20 protein-coding genes, 1 pseudogene and 1 other annotated feature are annotated in these 18,103 nt (G+C 37.8%); of the genes and pseudogenes, 15 read left to right on the forward strand and 6 right to left on the reverse strand.

What is annotated here, in order from left to right:
* Positions 1-178 precede the first annotated feature (178 nt).
* On the forward strand, positions 179-940 hold the full coding sequence (locus tag A361_RS03335) for a class I SAM-dependent methyltransferase (protein ID WP_019379578.1): 762 nt from the start codon (positions 179-181) through the stop codon (positions 938-940).
* A gap of 300 nt (positions 941-1,240) precedes the next feature.
* Here the strand turns inward: A361_RS03335 and A361_RS03340 are convergent, their stop codons facing one another.
* Positions 1,241-1,936, reverse strand: coding sequence for an ArsR/SmtB family transcription factor (locus A361_RS03340; protein WP_019379576.1), 696 nt, complete (start codon positions 1,934-1,936; stop codon positions 1,241-1,243).
* 93 nt (positions 1,937-2,029) lie between these two features.
* Between A361_RS03340 and A361_RS03345 the strand changes: the two genes are divergently transcribed.
* From A361_RS03345 to A361_RS03375, 7 genes are all read left to right on the forward strand, one after another.
* Positions 2,030-2,644 (forward strand): flavin reductase family protein, encoded by a 615-nt coding sequence (locus A361_RS03345; RefSeq protein ID WP_009335370.1) that lies wholly within the window; start codon positions 2,030-2,032, stop codon positions 2,642-2,644.
* A gap of 187 nt (positions 2,645-2,831) precedes the next feature.
* Positions 2,832-4,280, forward strand: a complete 1,449-nt coding sequence (locus A361_RS03350; RefSeq protein ID WP_019379575.1) for a sensor histidine kinase — start codon at positions 2,832-2,834, stop codon at positions 4,278-4,280.
* Positions 4,277-4,963, forward strand: a complete 687-nt coding sequence (locus A361_RS03355) for a response regulator transcription factor (RefSeq protein WP_009335368.1) — start codon at positions 4,277-4,279, stop codon at positions 4,961-4,963. Before A361_RS03350 ends, A361_RS03355 begins: the two co-directional genes overlap by 4 nt.
* Positions 4,964-5,153: 190 nt before the next feature.
* Positions 5,154-5,861, forward strand: coding sequence for an ankyrin repeat domain-containing protein (locus A361_RS03360; RefSeq protein WP_009335367.1), 708 nt, complete (start codon positions 5,154-5,156; stop codon positions 5,859-5,861).
* Positions 5,862-5,890: 29 nt separating this feature from the next.
* Positions 5,891-6,859 (forward strand): DUF4822 domain-containing protein, encoded by a 969-nt coding sequence (locus A361_RS03365; protein ID WP_009335366.1) that lies wholly within the window; start codon positions 5,891-5,893, stop codon positions 6,857-6,859.
* Positions 6,860-7,062: 203 nt separating this feature from the next.
* Entirely contained in the window at positions 7,063-7,263 is a 201-nt protein-coding gene (locus A361_RS03370; RefSeq protein WP_009335365.1) for a hypothetical protein, read from the forward strand.
* Between the two features lie 131 nt (positions 7,264-7,394).
* Complete coding sequence (locus tag A361_RS03375) at positions 7,395-7,877, forward strand: DUF523 domain-containing protein (RefSeq protein WP_009335364.1); 483 nt, start codon at positions 7,395-7,397, stop codon at positions 7,875-7,877.
* A gap of 86 nt (positions 7,878-7,963) precedes the next feature.
* Here the strand turns inward: A361_RS03375 and A361_RS03380 are convergent, their stop codons facing one another.
* Positions 7,964-9,424, reverse strand: a complete 1,461-nt coding sequence (locus A361_RS03380) for a DHA2 family efflux MFS transporter permease subunit (RefSeq protein WP_009335363.1) — start codon at positions 9,422-9,424, stop codon at positions 7,964-7,966.
* Positions 9,425-9,596: 172 nt separating this feature from the next.
* Here A361_RS03380 and A361_RS03385 point away from each other — a divergent pair, with 172 nt between their 5' ends.
* Complete coding sequence (locus A361_RS03385; protein WP_009335362.1) at positions 9,597-10,151, forward strand: TetR/AcrR family transcriptional regulator; 555 nt, start codon at positions 9,597-9,599, stop codon at positions 10,149-10,151.
* A 42-nt stretch (positions 10,152-10,193) separates the two neighbouring features.
* Here the strand turns inward: A361_RS03385 and A361_RS03390 are convergent, their stop codons facing one another.
* The gene (locus A361_RS03390; protein ID WP_009335361.1) at positions 10,194-10,661 is read right to left on the reverse strand and encodes a DUF3291 domain-containing protein; all 468 of its coding nucleotides are present in this window, start codon (positions 10,659-10,661) and stop codon (positions 10,194-10,196) included.
* A 145-nt stretch (positions 10,662-10,806) separates the two neighbouring features.
* Positions 10,807-11,223: a DUF1284 domain-containing protein gene (locus A361_RS03395; RefSeq protein ID WP_009335360.1), complete on the reverse strand. Its 417-nt coding sequence runs from the start codon at positions 11,221-11,223 to the stop codon at positions 10,807-10,809.
* Positions 11,224-11,421: 198 nt separating this feature from the next.
* Positions 11,422-11,638: a binding site (T-box leader), on the forward strand.
* Positions 11,639-11,699: 61 nt separating this feature from the next.
* On the opposite strand from A361_RS03395, the gene proS reads away from it, so the two are divergent.
* Together proS and A361_RS03405 are read left to right on the forward strand one after the other, a co-directional pair.
* A complete protein-coding gene (proS, locus tag A361_RS03400; protein ID WP_009335359.1) occupies positions 11,700-13,139 on the forward strand; it encodes a proline--tRNA ligase in 1,440 nt (479 codons plus the stop codon).
* A gap of 296 nt (positions 13,140-13,435) precedes the next feature.
* Entirely contained in the window at positions 13,436-13,993 is a 558-nt protein-coding gene (locus tag A361_RS03405) for a cysteine hydrolase family protein (protein ID WP_009335358.1), read from the forward strand.
* Between the two features lie 130 nt (positions 13,994-14,123).
* Here A361_RS03405 and A361_RS03410 read toward each other — a convergent pair whose 3' ends face one another.
* Positions 14,124-14,687, reverse strand: a complete 564-nt coding sequence (locus A361_RS03410) for a restriction endonuclease (RefSeq protein ID WP_019379573.1) — start codon at positions 14,685-14,687, stop codon at positions 14,124-14,126.
* Positions 14,688-14,861: 174 nt separating this feature from the next.
* On the opposite strand from A361_RS03410, the pseudogene A361_RS03415 reads away from it, so the two are divergent.
* Both A361_RS03415 and A361_RS03420 read left to right on the forward strand, forming a co-directional pair.
* Positions 14,862-15,422: pseudogene (locus A361_RS03415) on the forward strand (DUF6434 domain-containing protein).
* A gap of 155 nt (positions 15,423-15,577) precedes the next feature.
* Positions 15,578-16,108, forward strand: coding sequence for a GrpB family protein (locus tag A361_RS03420; RefSeq protein WP_009335355.1), 531 nt, complete (start codon positions 15,578-15,580; stop codon positions 16,106-16,108).
* A gap of 48 nt (positions 16,109-16,156) precedes the next feature.
* Here A361_RS03420 and A361_RS03425 read toward each other — a convergent pair whose 3' ends face one another.
* Positions 16,157-16,366, reverse strand: coding sequence for a hypothetical protein (locus A361_RS03425; protein WP_019379571.1), 210 nt, complete (start codon positions 16,364-16,366; stop codon positions 16,157-16,159).
* 151 nt (positions 16,367-16,517) lie between these two features.
* Here A361_RS03425 and A361_RS03430 point away from each other — a divergent pair, with 151 nt between their 5' ends.
* Together A361_RS03430 and A361_RS03435 are read left to right on the forward strand one after the other, a co-directional pair.
* Complete coding sequence (locus A361_RS03430) at positions 16,518-16,967, forward strand: NUDIX hydrolase (RefSeq protein ID WP_009335354.1); 450 nt, start codon at positions 16,518-16,520, stop codon at positions 16,965-16,967.
* A 226-nt stretch (positions 16,968-17,193) separates the two neighbouring features.
* Positions 17,194-17,847, forward strand: a complete 654-nt coding sequence (locus A361_RS03435; RefSeq protein ID WP_019379570.1) for a lysozyme inhibitor LprI family protein — start codon at positions 17,194-17,196, stop codon at positions 17,845-17,847.
* Positions 17,848-18,103: the final 256 nt, after the last annotated feature.

Below are 18,103 nucleotides of genomic sequence, written 5' to 3' on the forward strand. Positions count from 1 at the left end.
AAATGGGAAAGAAGGAATTTCCAATTAGATAAAGAATATTGAAATGATGTTCAGACAATGTTTGGCAGGGGGATTTGAAATGAATTTATTGGAGCATGAAATATAACAATCCGCTAATTATATTAGAGGACCGCCTTCCTATCCTTATAAAAATAAGGAACTCCCGGGAGGCAAAGTGATGATAAAAGATAGTCAATTTTCTAGTTTTTTAAAAGACGTAAATAAAGAGTTTTTAGGATGGGATTTTTCATTGATTACTGGAACAGGACGCATGAGTAGCGGTTTGCTTTCATGGTCCTATGGCAGTATGGCGCGTTCTCTCATTCAAGATGCCGAATCAGTGCTGGACATGGGTACAGGCGGTGGTGAATTCTTATCGATGCTACGGCCATTTCCTGGCTTTGTTTTTGCAACAGAAGGCTACAGGCCAAACATTGCATTGGCAAGAAAAAAGCTTGAACCTCTGGGTGTAACGGTTGTTCCGATTGAGGAAGATAAGGACCTGCCTTTTGCTGACGATCAGTTCAGCCTGATTTTAAATCAGCATGAATCCTACTCACCCAACGAAGTCAGAAGGATCATTCAAGAAAATGGCATATTCCTGACACAGCAGGTCGGGGGCTTAGATTGTATAGCAGTCAATAAATCGTTAGGTGCAGCAGTGAATCATGAATTTGAAAATTGGAATCTGGCGAGAGCCGTACAGCAACTAGAAGAAAACCAGTTTGAAGTATTGTATGGAAATGAAGAATTCCCCATTCAGCGATTTTACGATATAGGTGCATTAGTATATTATCTAAAAGCGATACCTTGGCAAGTTCCAGGGTTTAGTATTGAAAAGTATGAAGAGAGTTTGTATGAAATACACAAAACAATTCTCTATAAAGGCTTTATTGATGTGAAGCAGCATCGTTTTGTTATGAAAGCCAGAGCGATATAAAAGAAATAAGGTCCTCTTGTTAGAGAGGACCTTGGCTTATTATTTTCATACTGTCCATTTTATAGGAGGTGCTGATCTTGGGTGAAAAGGATAAAAATCAAGTGAATACAAAAGCAATATGGGCAATGTTTGGGTTAGCATTTGGTGCAGGTGTATGGCATTCTTAGGAATTGTTGCTTACAATTTTCAGTGGCTTGGTTGAAATCATAGTCCGGCTAAAAAAGAACGTTGCTGCTGTAAATTAAGTGTGACAATAGGACTGCTAATGGTTCTCACACCTAGAATGTGTGAGAACCATTCTTATTTTCTATCCAAATCAATAGCAAAGTTTTCCTTGAAGCCCTTCATTCCCTGAGGGGTTATTTTGATGGCACGTGTTTTGGGGATGCGCTGTATCCAATTTCGCTCTAGGAATTTTTCCAGGATGGCATTCCCCAGTGCGCCTGCAAGATGATGGCGTCTTTCGCTCCAGTCGAGACATTTGTGGGAAAAAGAACGACGCTTCTTTTTCAAAGAGGTCAGGTCGATTTGCATAGAGTGAAAGAATGCTATTCCATCTTCCGTAACACTGAATGTGTCATTTTCTTCAGCAATAAATCCTTTTCTTTTTAGTGATTCAGTTATTTGCACTCCTAAATTTCCAGCGAGATGATCATAGCACGTCCTGGCAAAGCGGATCGCTTTATCTTCAGAGGCATGTTTAAAAGATTTAATTTCTGCAGCAGGCGCAATAGATAGAAAGGATTCCATCACTTGGGCAACTTCTTGATTCATGATGCCATAATACCGGTGCCTTCCTTGTTTTTCTGCTGAAACCACTTGAGCATCCAGCATTTTTTTGAGATGAAAGCTGGCCGTTTGCGGTTTAATCCGTGCCATATGGGCCAGTTCATTTACAGTGTGATACCGGCCATCCAATAAGGCGGTCAGTATGGCTGCCCGACTTGGTTCACTGACCAGAGAAGCGACTTTTGCTACATTTGAATTCATATTCATATCTTATTCCTCCATGTAATCCATATTTCGATGATAATTGAAATATCTACCCCTTACAATGATATTTGTAAAAAAGTTCAGGAGGAAACTGCAATGAAAAAGGAAGAAAACCAAATAATCACCAAGTCGATTCAGCCTAAAATCTTATACTATGGAACTCCGGTGATATTGTTAACAACACTTAATGAGGATGGGACATCCAACATCAGCCCCTTATCCTCGTCATGGGCATTAGGGGAATGCATTGTCCTTGGAATCGGGGAGGGGGGAAAGGCTTTGGAAAATCTTCGCAATCATCCCGAATGTGTCGTAAACGTTCCTGGCCCTGGCCTTTGGGAGAAAGTAGAGGCATTAGCGCCACTGACAGGCAAGTACCCAGTACCGGAATACAAACGGGTTAATTCATTCCGCTTTGAAAAAGATAAATTCTCTGCAGCCTCCCTTACGAAGAAGGAAGCAGAAATTGTAAAGCCCTTTAGAATCCTGGAATGTCCACTTCAGATCGAGAGCAGGGTGGAGCACATTCGAGTTCCGGAACATGACTCTCACTTTGCCATTGTGGAAGTAACGGCATTAAAGGTCCATGCGCATACATCCATCCTTAAGGATGATCATCATGTGAACCCTCATGAATGGAGTCCCCTCATTTATAATTTCAGGCACTACTATGGACTAGGCGAACATCTGGGGAAAACATTTCGGGCATAGTTCTATGGAAATCACTTTTGCTCAGCTGTTTAGAAATATTTCATACATATTTTAGAAAGTTTTAAGATTTATGTGATATAGTTCTTTTAATTTCTTAATCTGGATAATAGGGTTTATAAAATTATCTTGAATGCTAAGAATAAGGTATGATCTAATGAAAATTTTTATAACAGAGTGAGTGAAACAGATGTCCATTAAAATGAGGTTTCTGCTGTCTTATATTGGAGTGATTCTTTTTTCGATCACTTTATTATTGGCAGCAGGTTTTTTAATTATTTTTGCCATAACAGGTGATGTAAGATCTATAGAGCATCTTTACAAAAAAACATATATACAAAAACCTTTGACAACAGTTGAAGAAAGTGTGTTTCTCGATTTAAAGCTTTTGGCTAAAAATAATCCGAAACAGCTCCTAAATGAAAAGGAGCTTAAAAAGATTGAGAAAGAGGATATCGACATTGTTGTTAGAAAAGGCACAAAAGTTGAGTACGCTTCCCATGCTCTTGACAAACAGGCATTGGTTAAATCCCTTCCAGGTTTTGAAGAAACAAACATCAATACTCGAGATACGATTAAACTCAACGACTATTTTTTTACCTATGTAAAGTTTGATTTTTATTTCCCGGATAAAAGTGAAGGAAGTGTTTTCGTATTAAGGAAGGCCAGTTCCTATGCTGAGGTCATTAGAGAATTGTTTCCTATTTTATCAGGACTTTTACTGTTTCTGTTTATTATGATTATTGGTATATTAAATTATTTAGTCTCACGAAGCATTATTAAACCTATCTCAGTTCTTAAAGAAGGTGCTGAAAGAATAAAATCAGGAGATTTAAATTTTGAAATCGGAGCTGTTTCAAATGATGAAATCGGACAATTAAATAGAGCATTTGAGGAAATGAGAATTAAACTAAAAGAATCGATAGACCTCCAGCTTCGGTATGAAGAAAATCGAAAAGAGCTTCTGGCCAATATTTCGCATGATTTGAAGACACCTATCACATCGATTATTGGATATGTTGAGGGGATAAAAGATGGTGTAGCCAATACCCCTCAGAAGATGGAAAAGTATTTGTCGACTGTTCACTTTAAAGCAAAAGACATGGATTCATTAATTGATGAGCTTTTCTTATTTTCCAAGCTGGATTTGAAAAAAGAACCATTCCATTTCGAAACTGTCGAACTGGATAAATATATGAAAGACTATGCAGAAGAACTTTATTTGGATTTACTTCAGCAAGGAATCCATTTGGAGCTTCATCTTTTGAATAAACCAATCTTCGTGAAAGTGGATAGAGAGAAATTGAAACGAGTATTGGCCAACTTAATAAGTAATTGTGTTAAATATATGAATAAAGACAGGAAGAAGATTTCTATTTCTCTTCATGATCGATTAGGCGATGTAATTGTTAAAGTCGAAGACAATGGGCAAGGGATAGAACCTTCTGCCTTGCCAAATATTTTTGAACGTTTTTACCGTGCAGAACAATCAAGAAGTTCCGAGACAGGCGGAAGCGGCTTAGGACTTGCGATCGCGAAACAAATAATTTTGGAGCATAGAGGGGAAATCTGGGCTTCAAGCGAGATGGGTAAAGGTACAAGTGTATTCTTTTCCCTAAAGAAAGGTGAAAAAATATGAAAAAAATATTGCTTATTGAAGATGACATTAGTATTGCAGAATTGCAAAGAGATTATTTAGAAATAAATAAGTTTCGTGTCGATATTCAACATTCTGGTGAGGAAGGACTCCAAAAGGCTCTTCAAGAACACTATGATTTAATTATTTTGGACATCATGCTTCCAGGAGTAAATGGGTTTGAAATATGTAAACAAATACGCGCAGTTAAAAACATTCCTATCTTGTTTGTGTCAGCCAAAAAGGAAGATATCGATAAAATTCGGGGTCTCGGCTTAGGGGCAGACGATTATATTACCAAGCCTTTTAGTCCGAGTGAACTGGTAGCCAGAGTGAAAGCACATTTAGAGCGATATGAACGTTTAGCAGGAAAACAGACTCAAACAAATACAATTTTCGTACATGGGATAACAATTGATAAGTCAGCACGTAAAGTTTATATTGACGGAGAAGAAACTCCGTTTACAACAAAGGAATTTGATTTATTAGTATTTCTTCTAATGCATCCAAATCAAGTATTGAGCAAAGAACAGCTTTATGAAAAGATTTGGGGGCTGGAGTCAGCTGCAGATGTTTCAACAGTCACCGTTCATATTAGAAAAATACGAGGGAAAATTGAAGGAGACCCTGCACAGCCGAAATTCCTGGAAACCGTTTGGGGAGCCGGTTATCGATTCAATGTTTAAATTAATCTGTGTTTAATTTGATCCGTCACAAAGGTGACGGCTATTTTTTTTATATATGAAGAAATTTTAAGATTAAGTTTATCTTTCTTTAAGAATTTTTTTAGAGGGAGTTCACATTTTGATACTAACATAATAGAAGCAGTAACTAGTCTGAGTCATTTTATTTAAAGAAGATAGGCAGGTGAAGTAGATGAGGAGGTGGCTAACAATAGTGATTGGAGGCGTTATTCTCCTTCAAGGCTGTGTCTCAGATAATAATGCAGATACAAAAACACAGGAAAAAGAGGTACGGGAAGATATGGATATGAGTGAACCATTGCTTCAAGCTGCAGAGCGCAGGGAAACAGAAACAATAAAGAGATTGATTGAGGAAGGTGCTGATCTAAATAAAAAGGACTCAGACGGACGAACTGCTACTATGATTGCAACTTACAATAATGATGTCGAAACCGCCAAAATCCTGATTAAAGCGGGGGCTGACGTCAATATTCAGGATAATATGAAAAACAACCCTTTCTTATATGCAGGCGCAGAAGGATACGTTGAAATTCTTAAGCTTACGATCGAAGCAGGTGCGGATCCGGTGATAATTAACCGGTATGGTGGAACTGCATTGATCCCTGCTGCAGAACATGGCCATATAGATGCCATCAAGGAACTTCTCAACAAGACTGATATTGATGTAAATCATGTAAATGATCTCGGCTGGACAGCTTTATTAGAAGCAATTATTTTGAATAATGGAAATGTAAAACAGCAGCAAACTGTGCAATTACTAATCGATCACGGGGCGGATGTGAATACTCCGGATAGAAAGAATGTTACTCCTCTGCAGCATGCACGTGAGAAAGGGTTTAAAGAGATTGAACAGATTTTGTTAAGAGCAGGAGCAAAATAGGCAAAAATGAGAATGAGGAGACGATATAAATGAACAAAAAAGCAAAAGCAATAACATCCATACTTCTTGGATTTACATTAGTAGCAACGGGGTGCAGCGCTGGTGCAAATGCCCAGGAAAATCATAGTAAGCAGAAGCAAGAACAAGTGGTTAAAGAGACTAAAAAGGATCATAAATTAACCAAAGGACAGGAAATGGCTAACATTCTCAGCGGCACAAATTGGCAAGGTACAAGAGTGTATGACAAAAATAAGAACGACTTAACAAAAGAGAATGCAAACTTCATAGGTCTTGCGAAATATGATGTGAAATCAGGAAGATATGAATTTTTCGATGCGGAGACAGGCGAAAGCCGTGGCGACAAGGGAACCTTCTTTATTACCAATGATGGGAAGAAAAGAATATTAATTTCAGAATCAATGAATTATCAAGCTGTTGTCGAAATGACAAAACTAAATAAAGATATTTTTACTTATAAAAGAATAGGGAAAGATGCTAAAGGCAACGACGTAGAGGTATTTGTTGAACATATTCCCTATAAAGAAAATGAGCTTTCTTTTACTGATCCCAACAAGCAGCTGGACGCTGTTACGGGGGATATCGTTAAAGATATAGATGGAGATAAAATTTTAGGCAGTACCCTCTGGAACGGAACAAAGGTATTAGATGAAGACGGCAATGATGTAACAAAGTATAATACGATGTTTATAAGTCTGGCAAAGTTTGATGACAAAACGAATCAATACGAATTTTTCAATCTTGAAACAGGGAAAAGCCGCGGTGATTTTGGCTACTTCGATATTGTGAACGAAAATAAAATAAGAGCCCATGTTTCAATTGGGGCTAATAAGTATGGTGCAGCGCTTGAACTTACCGAACTTAATAAGAATAAATTTACTTATAAAAGAACGGGTAAAGACAAAGATGGCAAAGATATAACTGTGTTTGTTGAACATGAACCTTATAAGGGTGATTTTAAACCGAAATTCACTAAATAAAAACATTAAATAAGAGCAGCATCTTTTCATGAAGGAATGGATTTTTTCCGTTCCTTTTTTGTTTTCTTTAACTTAAACTTTTCTTATTGGAAATGAATAGTATGTTTAAGAACAAATAAAAAGCATAACAAGGCAATGAAAGAAGGAAATACTAAAGAAGAAACGAATGAAATTAAAGAAAGAATGGATTTATGGGGGAGTCTATGTCAAAGTATATTAGTATTTTTTTCTTATTTGCAATCGTAAGTGTCTTACTCTTTTTTATGTTTGGATCCGTATTTATGGGTGGAGGCAATCCGGCAGAAGAAGCGGTTTATATATTTGGAACCATAATTGTATTACTGCTATCATTTATAATTTCACAGCTTTACTATTTAATAGATTTGTTTAGGAAGAACCGGTAATTCCCTGCCTTTATGGCGATTCGATGTGTATAGTTACTAACAATAATTGCAGTAAAGTCCGGTTAGACAATTAAGGACTCTTTTTTATTTTCGCTTAGTGGAAGAATAACTATTAGATTGAGGTGTCACTAATGATATTAGTCAGTTCTTGTTTAGCAGGGTTGGAAGTAAGATATAACGGCACTCATTGCTTAAATCAAAAAATCCGTCAAATGCTGGAGCAGAAGAAGGCAATTACTGTTTGTCCTGAGTTGCTTGGAGGTTTTTCAACACCAAGAGAACCTGCTGAGATAATAGACGGTGACGGAGCAGATGTTCTTGATGGCAAAGCTAAAGTAATTGAAAAATCAGGCAGAGATGTTACCGATTTTTACATAGAAGGAGCCTATATCACGTTAAGAAAGGCCCAAGAGCTGCAAGTTACTGCAGTCGTGCTAAAAGAATATAGTCCCTCCTGTGGAAGTTCAATGATTTATAACGGCGAGTTTAAGGGCAACAAAATTCCTGGAGATGGAGTCACGTCGGCCTTGCTTAAAAGGAATGGCATTAATGTAGTATCAGAAGAGGGGCTGGCAGATTTACTTTTGGAAGAAGGATCCAATTATACAGACTAAAAATCAAGAGACTGCGCTTAAGCACCCATTTTTAAAATCGAGAAATAGCAAAGCATACCCAAGAAATCTTAGGTATGCTCGTGTTATTAACTTTGGCTTTGTTGAGCCAATCCTTTATCATGGGTGTTTTTTGGCGATTTTTTAGGCACAAAGAAAACTAAAATCAGTGTTGCAAGGGATAGGACTAACATAAAGACATAGGCAGAACTTGAACCAAAGATCGAAGCTAAGCTCTCCAGTTTGCCTCCTGTCATGTTTTCTTTGGACAACTCCGAAGCATATGAAGTTGCCTGGATCGTATATAAAGTGATGACAACTGCAGTTCCAATCGCACCTGACAATTGGCGAATGGTGTTGTTAACGGCTGAGCCGTGAGATCCCAGCTCTCTTGGCAGAGCATTCAATCCTGCTGTATTTAAAGGCATAGTAATAAAGCTTAATCCTATTCTCAAAATAATGGTGCGGACCATTAAATACATATAAGTAGTCGATTCGTTCAAATCGATTACTCCCCACATGGAAATACTGACAAATACTAATCCTGTAATAAAGAGTGGTTTTGCACCGTATTTATCATACATTTTTCCAGTAACTGGAGATAAGAAAGCGTTGATGATAGCCCCGGGCAATAAAAGCAATCCTGCTTCGAAAGCCGTGAATCCGCGCCCGTCCTGCAGGTAAATGGGCAAAAGGATTAAATCCGCATACATAATCATCGTTATTAGGACATTGATAAGCGATGTGAGAGTGAAGATTTTATACTTAAATACAGATAAATTCAGTAAAGGCTCCTTTGATTTCATCTGCCGCAAGCAGAATAGAGCTGTAAAGAATATTCCTGCAATGATCGTTGTAAGGACTATAGGATTTTGCCATCCTTTGCTTCCCGCGGTACTAAATCCGAATAAAATGCATCCAAAGCCAATCGTGGACAAAATAACACTTGGGAGATCCAATCTCGCTTTTGATGTTTCCGATACATTCATCAAATATTTGAAAGCCAGAACGATGACGATGATTAAAAAGGGAATTAACCCAATAAACAGCCATCTCCATGAAACAAATTCAATAATAAAACCGGATAGGGTAGGAGCAATGGCCGGTGCAAAGATTACTGCAAAGCCAATTTTCCCCATTACACTTCCGCGATGCTCGGCGGGGTATAAATATAAAATGACGGTCATCATCAGGGGCATGATAATTCCGGCGCCGATTGCCTGAATCATTCTCCCTGCCAGCAGCATGCCAAAGTTCAGTGCACAGGCGCTAATGACAGATCCGATGAGTAAAAAGAACATTGAACTAATGAACAGCTGCCTTGTTGTAAACCGCTGCATCAGAAATGCTGTGATGGGGACTAATACCCCATTTACAAGCATAAATCCGGTTGATAACCATTGGACCGTTGCTGCTTTTACGTTGAATTCCTCCATGAAACTGCTCAATGCCACATTTAATAAAGTCTGATTCAAGGTGGATAAGAAACAGCCGGCAATCAGAACGATTAATAATATTTTTTTATTGCTTTCTGTTATTTCATTGCTCATTCATAAACTCCTTCGTTCTGAACTTGTATTCTCAACATGTTGTCGATAAAATTCATAGTAACAAAACCATCTATTCTTGACCATGAACAGTTTTCTTGTGTGTGTTCACTAATCGACAGCATGAATAGGGGCTGTTGAGAAAGTCCATGAAAATCTATAAAGGAGGGTTAGAATGTCTGCGCCGAAAAAGGAAGATCCCCGTACAATCCGTTCAAAGGAAATGTTCAAAACAGCAGCTTTTTCCCTGCTATCAGAGGAATCCGATATTTCAAAACTGACCGTTCAGAAAGTTGCGGCCGAAGCAGGATTAAACCGGACAACATTTTACTTGCACTATCAGGATATTCAAGATTTTCTAACGCAAATTACCGGAGAAATTTTAAGCGGGCTATCTGATAAAATTGCAGCATTGATACAATCGGAAGATCTATCAGAAAAGCAGCAGCTGACCCAATTGCTTGATTATTTATATATCCACAGAAAGTATTTGCTGATCTTATTCAAGATGAATCAATTCGAGGAAAAACTATTCGTATTATTAAAACAGTTAGTAGAAATAAGAAGAAAGAATACACAGAAGGAATTGCCCGGCGAATATGTTTCTATAGATATTAAAACAGCCTCATTGGTAGGCATCATCATGTGGTGGCTAAAGAAGGGACTTCATTTTAGTTCCGATTATATGGCTAATGAAATTCATTTAATGTATAAGGTGAGGCCGCAGTAAAGTGCTGATAGGAAAAACGCTGTGCAGGAGAATTAACCCCAGCTATTTAAGCAGGATCGGTTTCCCAAATTGATCAAATGCATGTCTAAAGTCAAATGCAAAAGAATCAGGTCCATGCTGGATATAAAAATCATATCTATTAAAAGCTTCCTTCCAGGATACATCCGATAACATATCCGTCCACCACACCACATAATTTGGCTGTCTCTCTGGAAGAGGCCCAAACCACTTATTCCTGTCCTGCAATGCCTGCCTATGCAGGCCAGAATAGGTAAACTGATATAAAGATTGAAGGTTTGTCCATACTGTTAAGGTGAGAATGGGGGTACCCTCTCCTTTAATCGTTTCTTCAGGGAACTTAGCTCTAGTTGGTGAGAATTCTTTTATGAGGTGCCCTGTTTTAGCAGCCTCTCGCATGACTTCAATTCCCGCTTCAAAAAACTCCCGGGAGGCAGGATGTTCTTCTGAGTGCTTCAGCCGTCCAACCGTCAAAATAGCCACAAATGCCATGTTAATCCCTCCATTACCTTTTTTTTACATATATTCTGAAAGGACTCGACTAATTCCTGTATAAACAGGATAATAATTTAATGGTTGTTGCAAATCTAAAACAGTTCTCAAGCAAGTTTAAGAATGGGTATTTAACAAGGGAGGGTCACTTTACTTCCCTTAAGCCCTTCCCTTCAAGAATATCTTGAATACCTTCTTCACAAACGCCGTATGAACGCCAGGAACACGTTTCGCAAACAGTTTGAATATCTGAGGGAAGGGCATATTTTTGAATGTTCGACTCAATGTCCTTCCAATACAGGATTTGCCCGATCTTAAGTCCAAGTTTTTCTAAAATAACGGCATCTCTTTCATAAATATCGTTGTGTTCACAGTGGTATTCACCTGAGTTGGGATACTTTTCACACAGTTGATCTGGCCCTTTTACAAGCTGTATCCATGTCCTGGGGTTGTCTCTCAAGGCTTGGTGCAAACGTGTCATATTTTCCACGTATTCCTGAGAGTAGCCCATTCCCCGATATCCCAGAAGGCAAAAAAGATGATGGCCTCGCAGCTTATACATAAAATCCCCCCAATTGAAATGGTTCGTTTACGTTTAAATGTTAACTTAAAAAATGTATAGTTAACATACTTGTTTATCATAACATTGATCAGCTGAGGGTCTTTTTTAAAGTCTTTTGGGGCAGGCTGTTTAAAATGGAAAATAAACTCCTGTAAATATTGAATTGCCTGTGACAAGTTGATATATTAACTTATATATATGGAATCAATGATGTGATCAAGTAAATAAGGATTGTGAAACAGAAAATATAGCCTGGGCTGAAAGCTATATCACCCCTCCTTATTGAACCCTGCCACGGAGATTGTTAGTAAAGCTAACCGGGTCGTTTCGTTACAAACGTTTGGAGGACTTTAGATTTTAAATTAAAGTCGAACTAAGGTGGTACCACGTCTATTAGCGTAAAGACGTCCTTTTGAAGGACTCTTTATGCTTTTTTATTTTTTAAACAAATTTCATTTTCCAAGGAGGAAAAGAAGATGTCTCAACAAAAGCCAAACAACTTTTCAAAATGGTATCTTGATACGATTCAAAAAGCCGATTTATTTGATTACACCCCAGTTCGCGGCTGTATTGCCTTTAAGCCGGATGGCTATGAAATATGGGAACATATTCAGGAAGAGATGGATAGGCGTTTTAAAGAAACCGGTCATCGCAATGCATATTTCCCCATGTTAATTCCAGAATCCTTCTTTCAGAAGGAAAAGGATCATATTGAAGGATTCTCGCCAGAGCTTCCATGGATAACAGAAGCGGCAGGTGAGAAACTGGAGGAACGTCTGGCACTGCGCCCAACTTCTGAAACAATGATTGGACATTTGTATTCAGATTGGATTAAGAGTTATCGGGATCTGCCTGTATTAATAAATCAATGGGCAAATGTATTCCGGTGGGAGAAGAAGACTCTTCCATTTATCCGCACTTCTGAATTTTTATGGCAGGAAGGCCATACGGCTCATGTGGATGAAGAAGATGCGCGTAAGGAAACAATGCAAATGCTTTCCATTTATAAAGAGGTTGTAGAAGGATTACTTGCGATTCCGGTTTATGATGGCCAAAAAACACCATCAGAACGCTTTGCCGGTGCGGTTGATACTTTTTCCATTGAAGCGATGATGAAAGATGGAAAAGCTGTGCAGGCAGGTACCTCCCATTACTTAGGTACAAAATTTGCCGAAGCTTTCGATATCAAATATTTGAATAAAGAAAATAAACACACCTTTGTCCATACAACATCCTGGGGTACGTCTACACGGTTAATTGGCTCCGTTATCATGGTTCATGGAGATGAGCAAGGCCTTGTGCTGCCTCCAAAAATAGCACCGACTCAAGTTGTGCTGATTCCAGTCGGGCCATGGAAAAAGAACCCGGCCATTATGGAGAAGTTAGATGAAATCTTTGCAGCATTAAAGGCAGAAGGAATCCGCGTCCGCTTAGATGATTCTGATCAATCACCAGGATATAAATTTAATGAGTGGGAACTGAAAGGTGTACCTGTCCGCATAGAACTCGGTCCACGTGATTTAGACCAAAATCAATGCTTAATGAAGGCCCGTGATCTTGGAGACAAAGTTGCGGTACCGCTTGAAGCCATTATTGACAGCATTAAAAAAGAGCTTGAAACCATGCAGAATCGTCTATTCGAAAATGCAAAAGCGTTCCGCTCGGAGAATTCACACACACATATTGATACAATGGACCAGTTAGAACAGCACATAGCAGAATCCGAATTAAATGAAACCATTCCTGGCTGGATATTGGCTGGCTGGTGCGGTGAAGACGCCTGTGAAGAAAGTGTCAAAGAAAAAACAAAATTCACAACAAGGAACATTCCGTTCAATCCGCCGGCAACTAAGGACACATGCATCCATTGTGGTAAAGAAGCGAAGCATACGGTTTGGTTTGCGCGAGCTTATTAAGCTGTGAGTGTGAAATATTACGTGATCTTTCAGGGTCAATTATTTAGGTCCGCCTCACTCAGGCGGACTTTTTTCTTAAAGATGATTGAATGAACGTCCAGGTTTCACAGTAAAGCATTCGAATAAGGAACTTAAACATATTTTATTGTACTGATTAATATGTTAAAATCAAAAATGTCTAAAAATTTAGATAACATTTTCGGACAATGTTATTATGACAATCAATATATTGGCATGAAAATACTATGGGGAACAGATCTCAAATAACTTTATAGGTATTGAAAGGGGAAAATCATTTGAATCAAACATTATTAATTATTGATGCCCAACAGGAGTTAATTGATGGGAATATAAAAGAAAGTAAAGTTTTTAATAAAGAGCGGCTTATTGGGAATATCAATTTAGTGATCGAAAAGGCAAAGCAATCCAGTATTCCAGTTGTCTTTGTTAGGGATTTAGATGTTGCTGAAGGGAAAGGCAAAGGATTTCAGGTTCACGAAGAAATTAATGTGCCTGCGGAAACGAAGTTCTTTGATAAAGCTGCGACGAATTCCTTCCATGGAACAGGACTGCTGGATCACCTTAAATCTCAAAAGGTCAAGCATGTTGTTATAATGGGGTGTAAAACCCAGCACTGTATAGACAGTGCAGTTAGAACCGCAACTATTAGTGGATTGGATGTCACATTAGTAGGTGATGGACATTCAACAACGGACAGCGATGCTTTAAGTGCAGAACAAATTATCAAGCATCATAATGATACTCTTCACGGCCATTACAATGTGGAACATTTTTCAGTTGTCAGAAATGCAGCGGAAGACTTGTTTCATCCGATACATGATTCATATAGGTGAATTGAAATTATAGTATAGAGATATTCCTTATTAACAATAGATTCCCAATTTCTTACTGTGAAATTGGGATATTTAATTTGTGAAAGATAGGCATTCATGAAAGTAGAGGTATACAGGAATTTCCTGAACATCAAGAATGCTGCCCCCGTATTTTTTCCCCTTTTTTCGCTTTTAGAATCCATTTTATAAACTGTTGCCTGTCATATAAACGCATATTGTTTGCTTCGGCAAATTCAATTGCTTGACGGGTGAAACGCTCATTTGTGATGACCCAGCATTCAGCAGCATCAAAAATATCCATTTGCCTTAAAGTTTTTTGGACTAGGCGTATTCCGACTTCTCTTTTATGGCTTTTGACTTTAACAATCACTTGATACCCCGATGGAGAGGCAAGTAAAAAACTTATATCCGGATTCTCATCAATCGGTTTTGTAACTATATAACCAAGTTTGGATAATAGAGAGATGGAGAAATCCTCTAATTGCTCATCTGAAAGTTTGCTGATCAGCCAGATTTCGGAATCCGCCTGACTTTTCTGATCACGGCGAAACCAAAACAATCCGTAAACGAGATAGAAAATCACCTCTCCCAAAAAAGTCAGAAATGCATTTTCCCAATTGTTCGTATTCATAAAGACAATAATCGGCACCAGGATGATCATAAACCAAAGTATTAGATGATGACGTTCATTCAACCTGTAACACATCCTTCATTCTAAAAGTCTTCTAATCTTGTTATATCACAAATCATTTGGGCGGCAAGAATAGGAATATCTAAAAAGATTGGAATCGCCAAAATATATTGGTAAAATTTACATTTACGAACATGTGTTTTATAATATTATTATCTTAAAATGGAGGTAGAATACTTGAGGCCGGAACTAAGAAAGGATTTGGAAGTAAAAGATTTCCTCAGCTATTATTGGTTAAAAGAAGAACTGCAAGTTTTTTGCAGAGAGAATGGAATGAGTGCTGCTGGCTCTAAAATGGAGATTACGGATAGAATAGCAGCATTTCTTCAGACAGGAGATATAAACAAGCCAGCAAAGAAAAAAAAGTCCCCTTCTAAAGATGTTTTGTCAGAATTAAATTTAGATACTGTCATCACAGAAAATCACCGCTGCAGCCAGACCGTAAGAGCCTTCTTCAAATCAATTATCCCTAAATTTCATTTTTCGACTTATATTCAAAATTATTTTAAAGAAAATGCAGGCAAAACATATCGTGATGTGGTTCATGCTTGGTATGAAGAGGAAGAAAGAAAAAAGAATCCGTCTTATAAAAAACAAATAGGGTCTCAATTCTAATATAATCAGTTCACCAGAGATTATTTTGCAGACCCAAAAAACAAAGGCAGTAATCGAGAAGAGGCCATTAAAGCCTGGAATGTATTAAAAAAACTGCCAGGAAGCAACAAATACAGAGGCTGATTTACATATGAAAGCAGGTTTGAAGTTAATCAATTAATTAGAATAGATGCAGAATGGAATTTAATGGGCAGGAATGGGTGTGGTTGAAAGGGTTTGGAGCAACAACTAATTGTGGATGAATTACCCAATGTAAGTTTTATAATGGAGGTCTCCAAATGAAGATTCGGCTTACGGAATTTAGCGATAATTGGGCTTTAATGTATGAAGTAGAGGCACAGTTTCTCAAAACCATCTTTAAAGATGACATCATAAAATGTGAACATTTTGGCAGTACTGCGGTCCAGGGGATGAAGGCAAAGCCTGTAATCGATATGATATTTATTGTGAAGGACATCGAAAAGATAGACAGTTTTAATGAAGAAATGAAAAACCTAGGATATGAGGCTGCTGGTGAATGGGGAATTACAGGAAGACGATTATTTCGAAAAGGCGGGGAAAACCGATCTCATCATTTGCATTTCTATCAATTTGATAACCCCCAAATAGAACGGCACCTAATATTTAGAGATTATCTGCGGTCCCATCCTGCTGAAGCAGCAAGGTACACTAAATTCAAGGAAGAATTAGCAAAAAGGTTTGATGACACAAGTGAGTATAGCCAAGCAAAAAAGGCATTTGTGAAGGAAATGGAGAAAAAAGCACTTGTTTGGTCTGGGGAAGCAAGGAAATTAAATGCAGAGGAATAGCAATATGCTCTCATTCCTTCACAATTATGGCATTAGGTTAAAAGGATTTTAATTACAGCCAATGTGCTTAACAAACTTTTGGTATGCTTTTGCAGTAATCATTGAAATTAAATAAATGCTTATGAATGAAGCAACAGATACGAAGAGTAAATAAATTACTGTATAAGGTTTAGGAATATCCACATTGAAAAAGGCAAATATAGTTATTAACAATGAAATTCCTATTGCTTTTGTGGTGTGTTTATTTTGAGTGTTCATAAAATCCTCCTTTCGATTAATCTTAATAACTGTCTGTTAGTTAAATAACATATATCTACATATTAACATAAAATCCCATTAATATCTTTCAAAAGGATTTATCTTCCAAATATCGAATTATATAGGGAAATCTTATATTTAGGAGATTACTATGGGGTATGTAATGGAGTTAAGAAAAATAGTTGGAAGCCGTCCTCTTGTTATTACTGGAGCGAGTGTAATCGTTTTAGATAAGAATAATAGGCTGTTATTACAATTAAGGAAGGATAATAACTGCTGGGGATTGGCGGGAGGTTCTCTGGAGCCCGGAGAGACATTGGAAGAGGTGGCTAAGAGAGAGCTGCTTGAAGAAACTGGGTTAACAGCAAATGATCTGCGGTTGTTTAATATCTATTCAGGAGATGAATTTTACTATAAATATCCTCACGGTGATGAAGTATATAATGTCATTGCCTCCTATATCTGCACCGACTATGATGGAGAACTTACAATCGATAACGAAGAGGTTAATGATTTACGCTTTTATCATGTTCATGATATTCCCTCAAATATAAGCCCTCCAGATCGTAAAGTGATTGAGGATTATATTAATTCTATTTAAAAAGGAGTTCCCAACCGGAGCTCTTTTTTCTTCGCTGAAAAACAGAAAATAATGGAATTGGGATAATTTTCTATGAAGAAAATGATAAGATTAATTTAGAAGGAGGGAGGGCAGAAATAATCATTTTCGAAGACATAGATCATCTAATTATGCTCGATACTGAAGGATTTGTTCAAAAATTTAATAGTATAAATTTCGTTACTAAATATAAAAAGGAAGTTGGAATATGGAAAAAAACAAGAAGTTTTTGACGGTACTGATAACAGTAGCATTATCAGGTGTACTGGCTGCTTGTGGAGACTCATCTGAAGAATCGAGCAGCCAGCCAGCTAATAACAGCTCGGCTCAAAATGAAGATGGCGGCTCAACTGATAGGGATTCTGCAGATTCAGAGGAAAATGAGGAAGAAAACTCTTCTGGCAGCAGTGACAACACACAGCTCAATGAACAAGAAAATACAGACAATTCATCTGCAGCCTCAAATGATGGAGAGTCAGTGGAGTCCAGTAATCAAAATGAAAATCATGAAAGTAATAAGGATGAATATCTCAAGAAACTAAACAAAATGGAAGAAGCGGACAGATACGCAGAAGCCAAAACAACCACGGCAGAATTGGTGGAGCAAGAGGCGGAAAGATATAGAAATTGGGATGAGGAATTAAACAAAATTTATGGTCTGCTAGAAGATCAGCTTGATAAAGGGCAGATGGACCAGTTAAGAGAAGAACAGCGGATCTGGATCCAACAAAGAGATGAAGCTGCGAAAAAGTCTTCTCTGAAATACAAAGGCGGTTCGATGGAGCCATTGGAATATGTGGCTACACAAGCAAGTCTTACAAGAGAAAGGTGTTATTTGTTGGTTGCAAAGTATATGAAGTAATTTTTGGCACTAACGAGCAGGTTGCCTCCATCTCCTTTGTACTTATTTTAAACGAGTGAAAGAGTTGCAGATCCAGTAGGGATAGCACCTCCTTTTTCTTCTTCGGCCAGACGGGGCAGATTTGTATTTGGTCATTAAATAATAAATATGTTTAATAGATAATTACACAAGCAAAGATAATAAATTTGAATAAAGATATAGTAATCTATCAAGAAAGGAGTGGATTATGTTGAGTTCATCTTGGCATTCTGAAGGA

Origin of the sequence: Cytobacillus oceanisediminis 2691, from assembly GCF_000294775.2 — a bacterium.
Classification (GTDB): Bacteria; Bacillota; Bacilli; order Bacillales; family Cytobacillaceae; genus Cytobacillus; species Cytobacillus pseudoceanisediminis.

Bases quoted from the DNA above. Each gene is read 5' to 3' on its own strand.
- A361_RS03355 (WP_009335368.1), top strand. From the start codon at position 4,277: ATGAAAAAAATATTGCTTATTGAAGATGACATTAGTATTGCAGAATTG.
- A361_RS03345 (WP_009335370.1), top strand. From the start codon at position 2,030: ATGAAAAAGGAAGAAAACCAAATAATCACCAAGTCGATTCAGCCTAAA.
- A361_RS03390 (WP_009335361.1), bottom strand. From the start codon at position 10,661: ATGGCATTTGTGGCTATTTTGACGGTTGGACGGCTGAAGCACTCAGAA.
- A361_RS03395 (WP_009335360.1), bottom strand. From the start codon at position 11,223: ATGTATAAGCTGCGAGGCCATCATCTTTTTTGCCTTCTGGGATATCGG.
- A361_RS03350 (WP_019379575.1), top strand. From the start codon at position 2,832: ATGTCCATTAAAATGAGGTTTCTGCTGTCTTATATTGGAGTGATTCTT.
- A361_RS03420 (WP_009335355.1), top strand. From the start codon at position 15,578: ATGAAGATTCGGCTTACGGAATTTAGCGATAATTGGGCTTTAATGTAT.
- A361_RS03360 (WP_009335367.1), top strand. From the start codon at position 5,154: ATGAGGAGGTGGCTAACAATAGTGATTGGAGGCGTTATTCTCCTTCAA.
- A361_RS03335 (WP_019379578.1), top strand. From the start codon at position 179: ATGATAAAAGATAGTCAATTTTCTAGTTTTTTAAAAGACGTAAATAAA.
- A361_RS03380 (WP_009335363.1), bottom strand. From the start codon at position 9,424: ATGAGCAATGAAATAACAGAAAGCAATAAAAAAATATTATTAATCGTT.
- A361_RS03365 (WP_009335366.1), top strand. From the start codon at position 5,891: ATGAACAAAAAAGCAAAAGCAATAACATCCATACTTCTTGGATTTACA.
- A361_RS03425 (WP_019379571.1), bottom strand. From the start codon at position 16,366: ATGAACACTCAAAATAAACACACCACAAAAGCAATAGGAATTTCATTG.
- A361_RS03385 (WP_009335362.1), top strand. From the start codon at position 9,597: ATGTCTGCGCCGAAAAAGGAAGATCCCCGTACAATCCGTTCAAAGGAA.
- A361_RS03430 (WP_009335354.1), top strand. From the start codon at position 16,518: ATGGGGTATGTAATGGAGTTAAGAAAAATAGTTGGAAGCCGTCCTCTT.
- A361_RS03435 (WP_019379570.1), top strand. From the start codon at position 17,194: ATGGAAAAAAACAAGAAGTTTTTGACGGTACTGATAACAGTAGCATTA.
- proS (WP_009335359.1), top strand. From the start codon at position 11,700: ATGTCTCAACAAAAGCCAAACAACTTTTCAAAATGGTATCTTGATACG.
- A361_RS03370 (WP_009335365.1), top strand. From the start codon at position 7,063: ATGTCAAAGTATATTAGTATTTTTTTCTTATTTGCAATCGTAAGTGTC.
- A361_RS03340 (WP_019379576.1), bottom strand. From the start codon at position 1,936: ATGAATATGAATTCAAATGTAGCAAAAGTCGCTTCTCTGGTCAGTGAA.
- A361_RS03375 (WP_009335364.1), top strand. From the start codon at position 7,395: ATGATATTAGTCAGTTCTTGTTTAGCAGGGTTGGAAGTAAGATATAAC.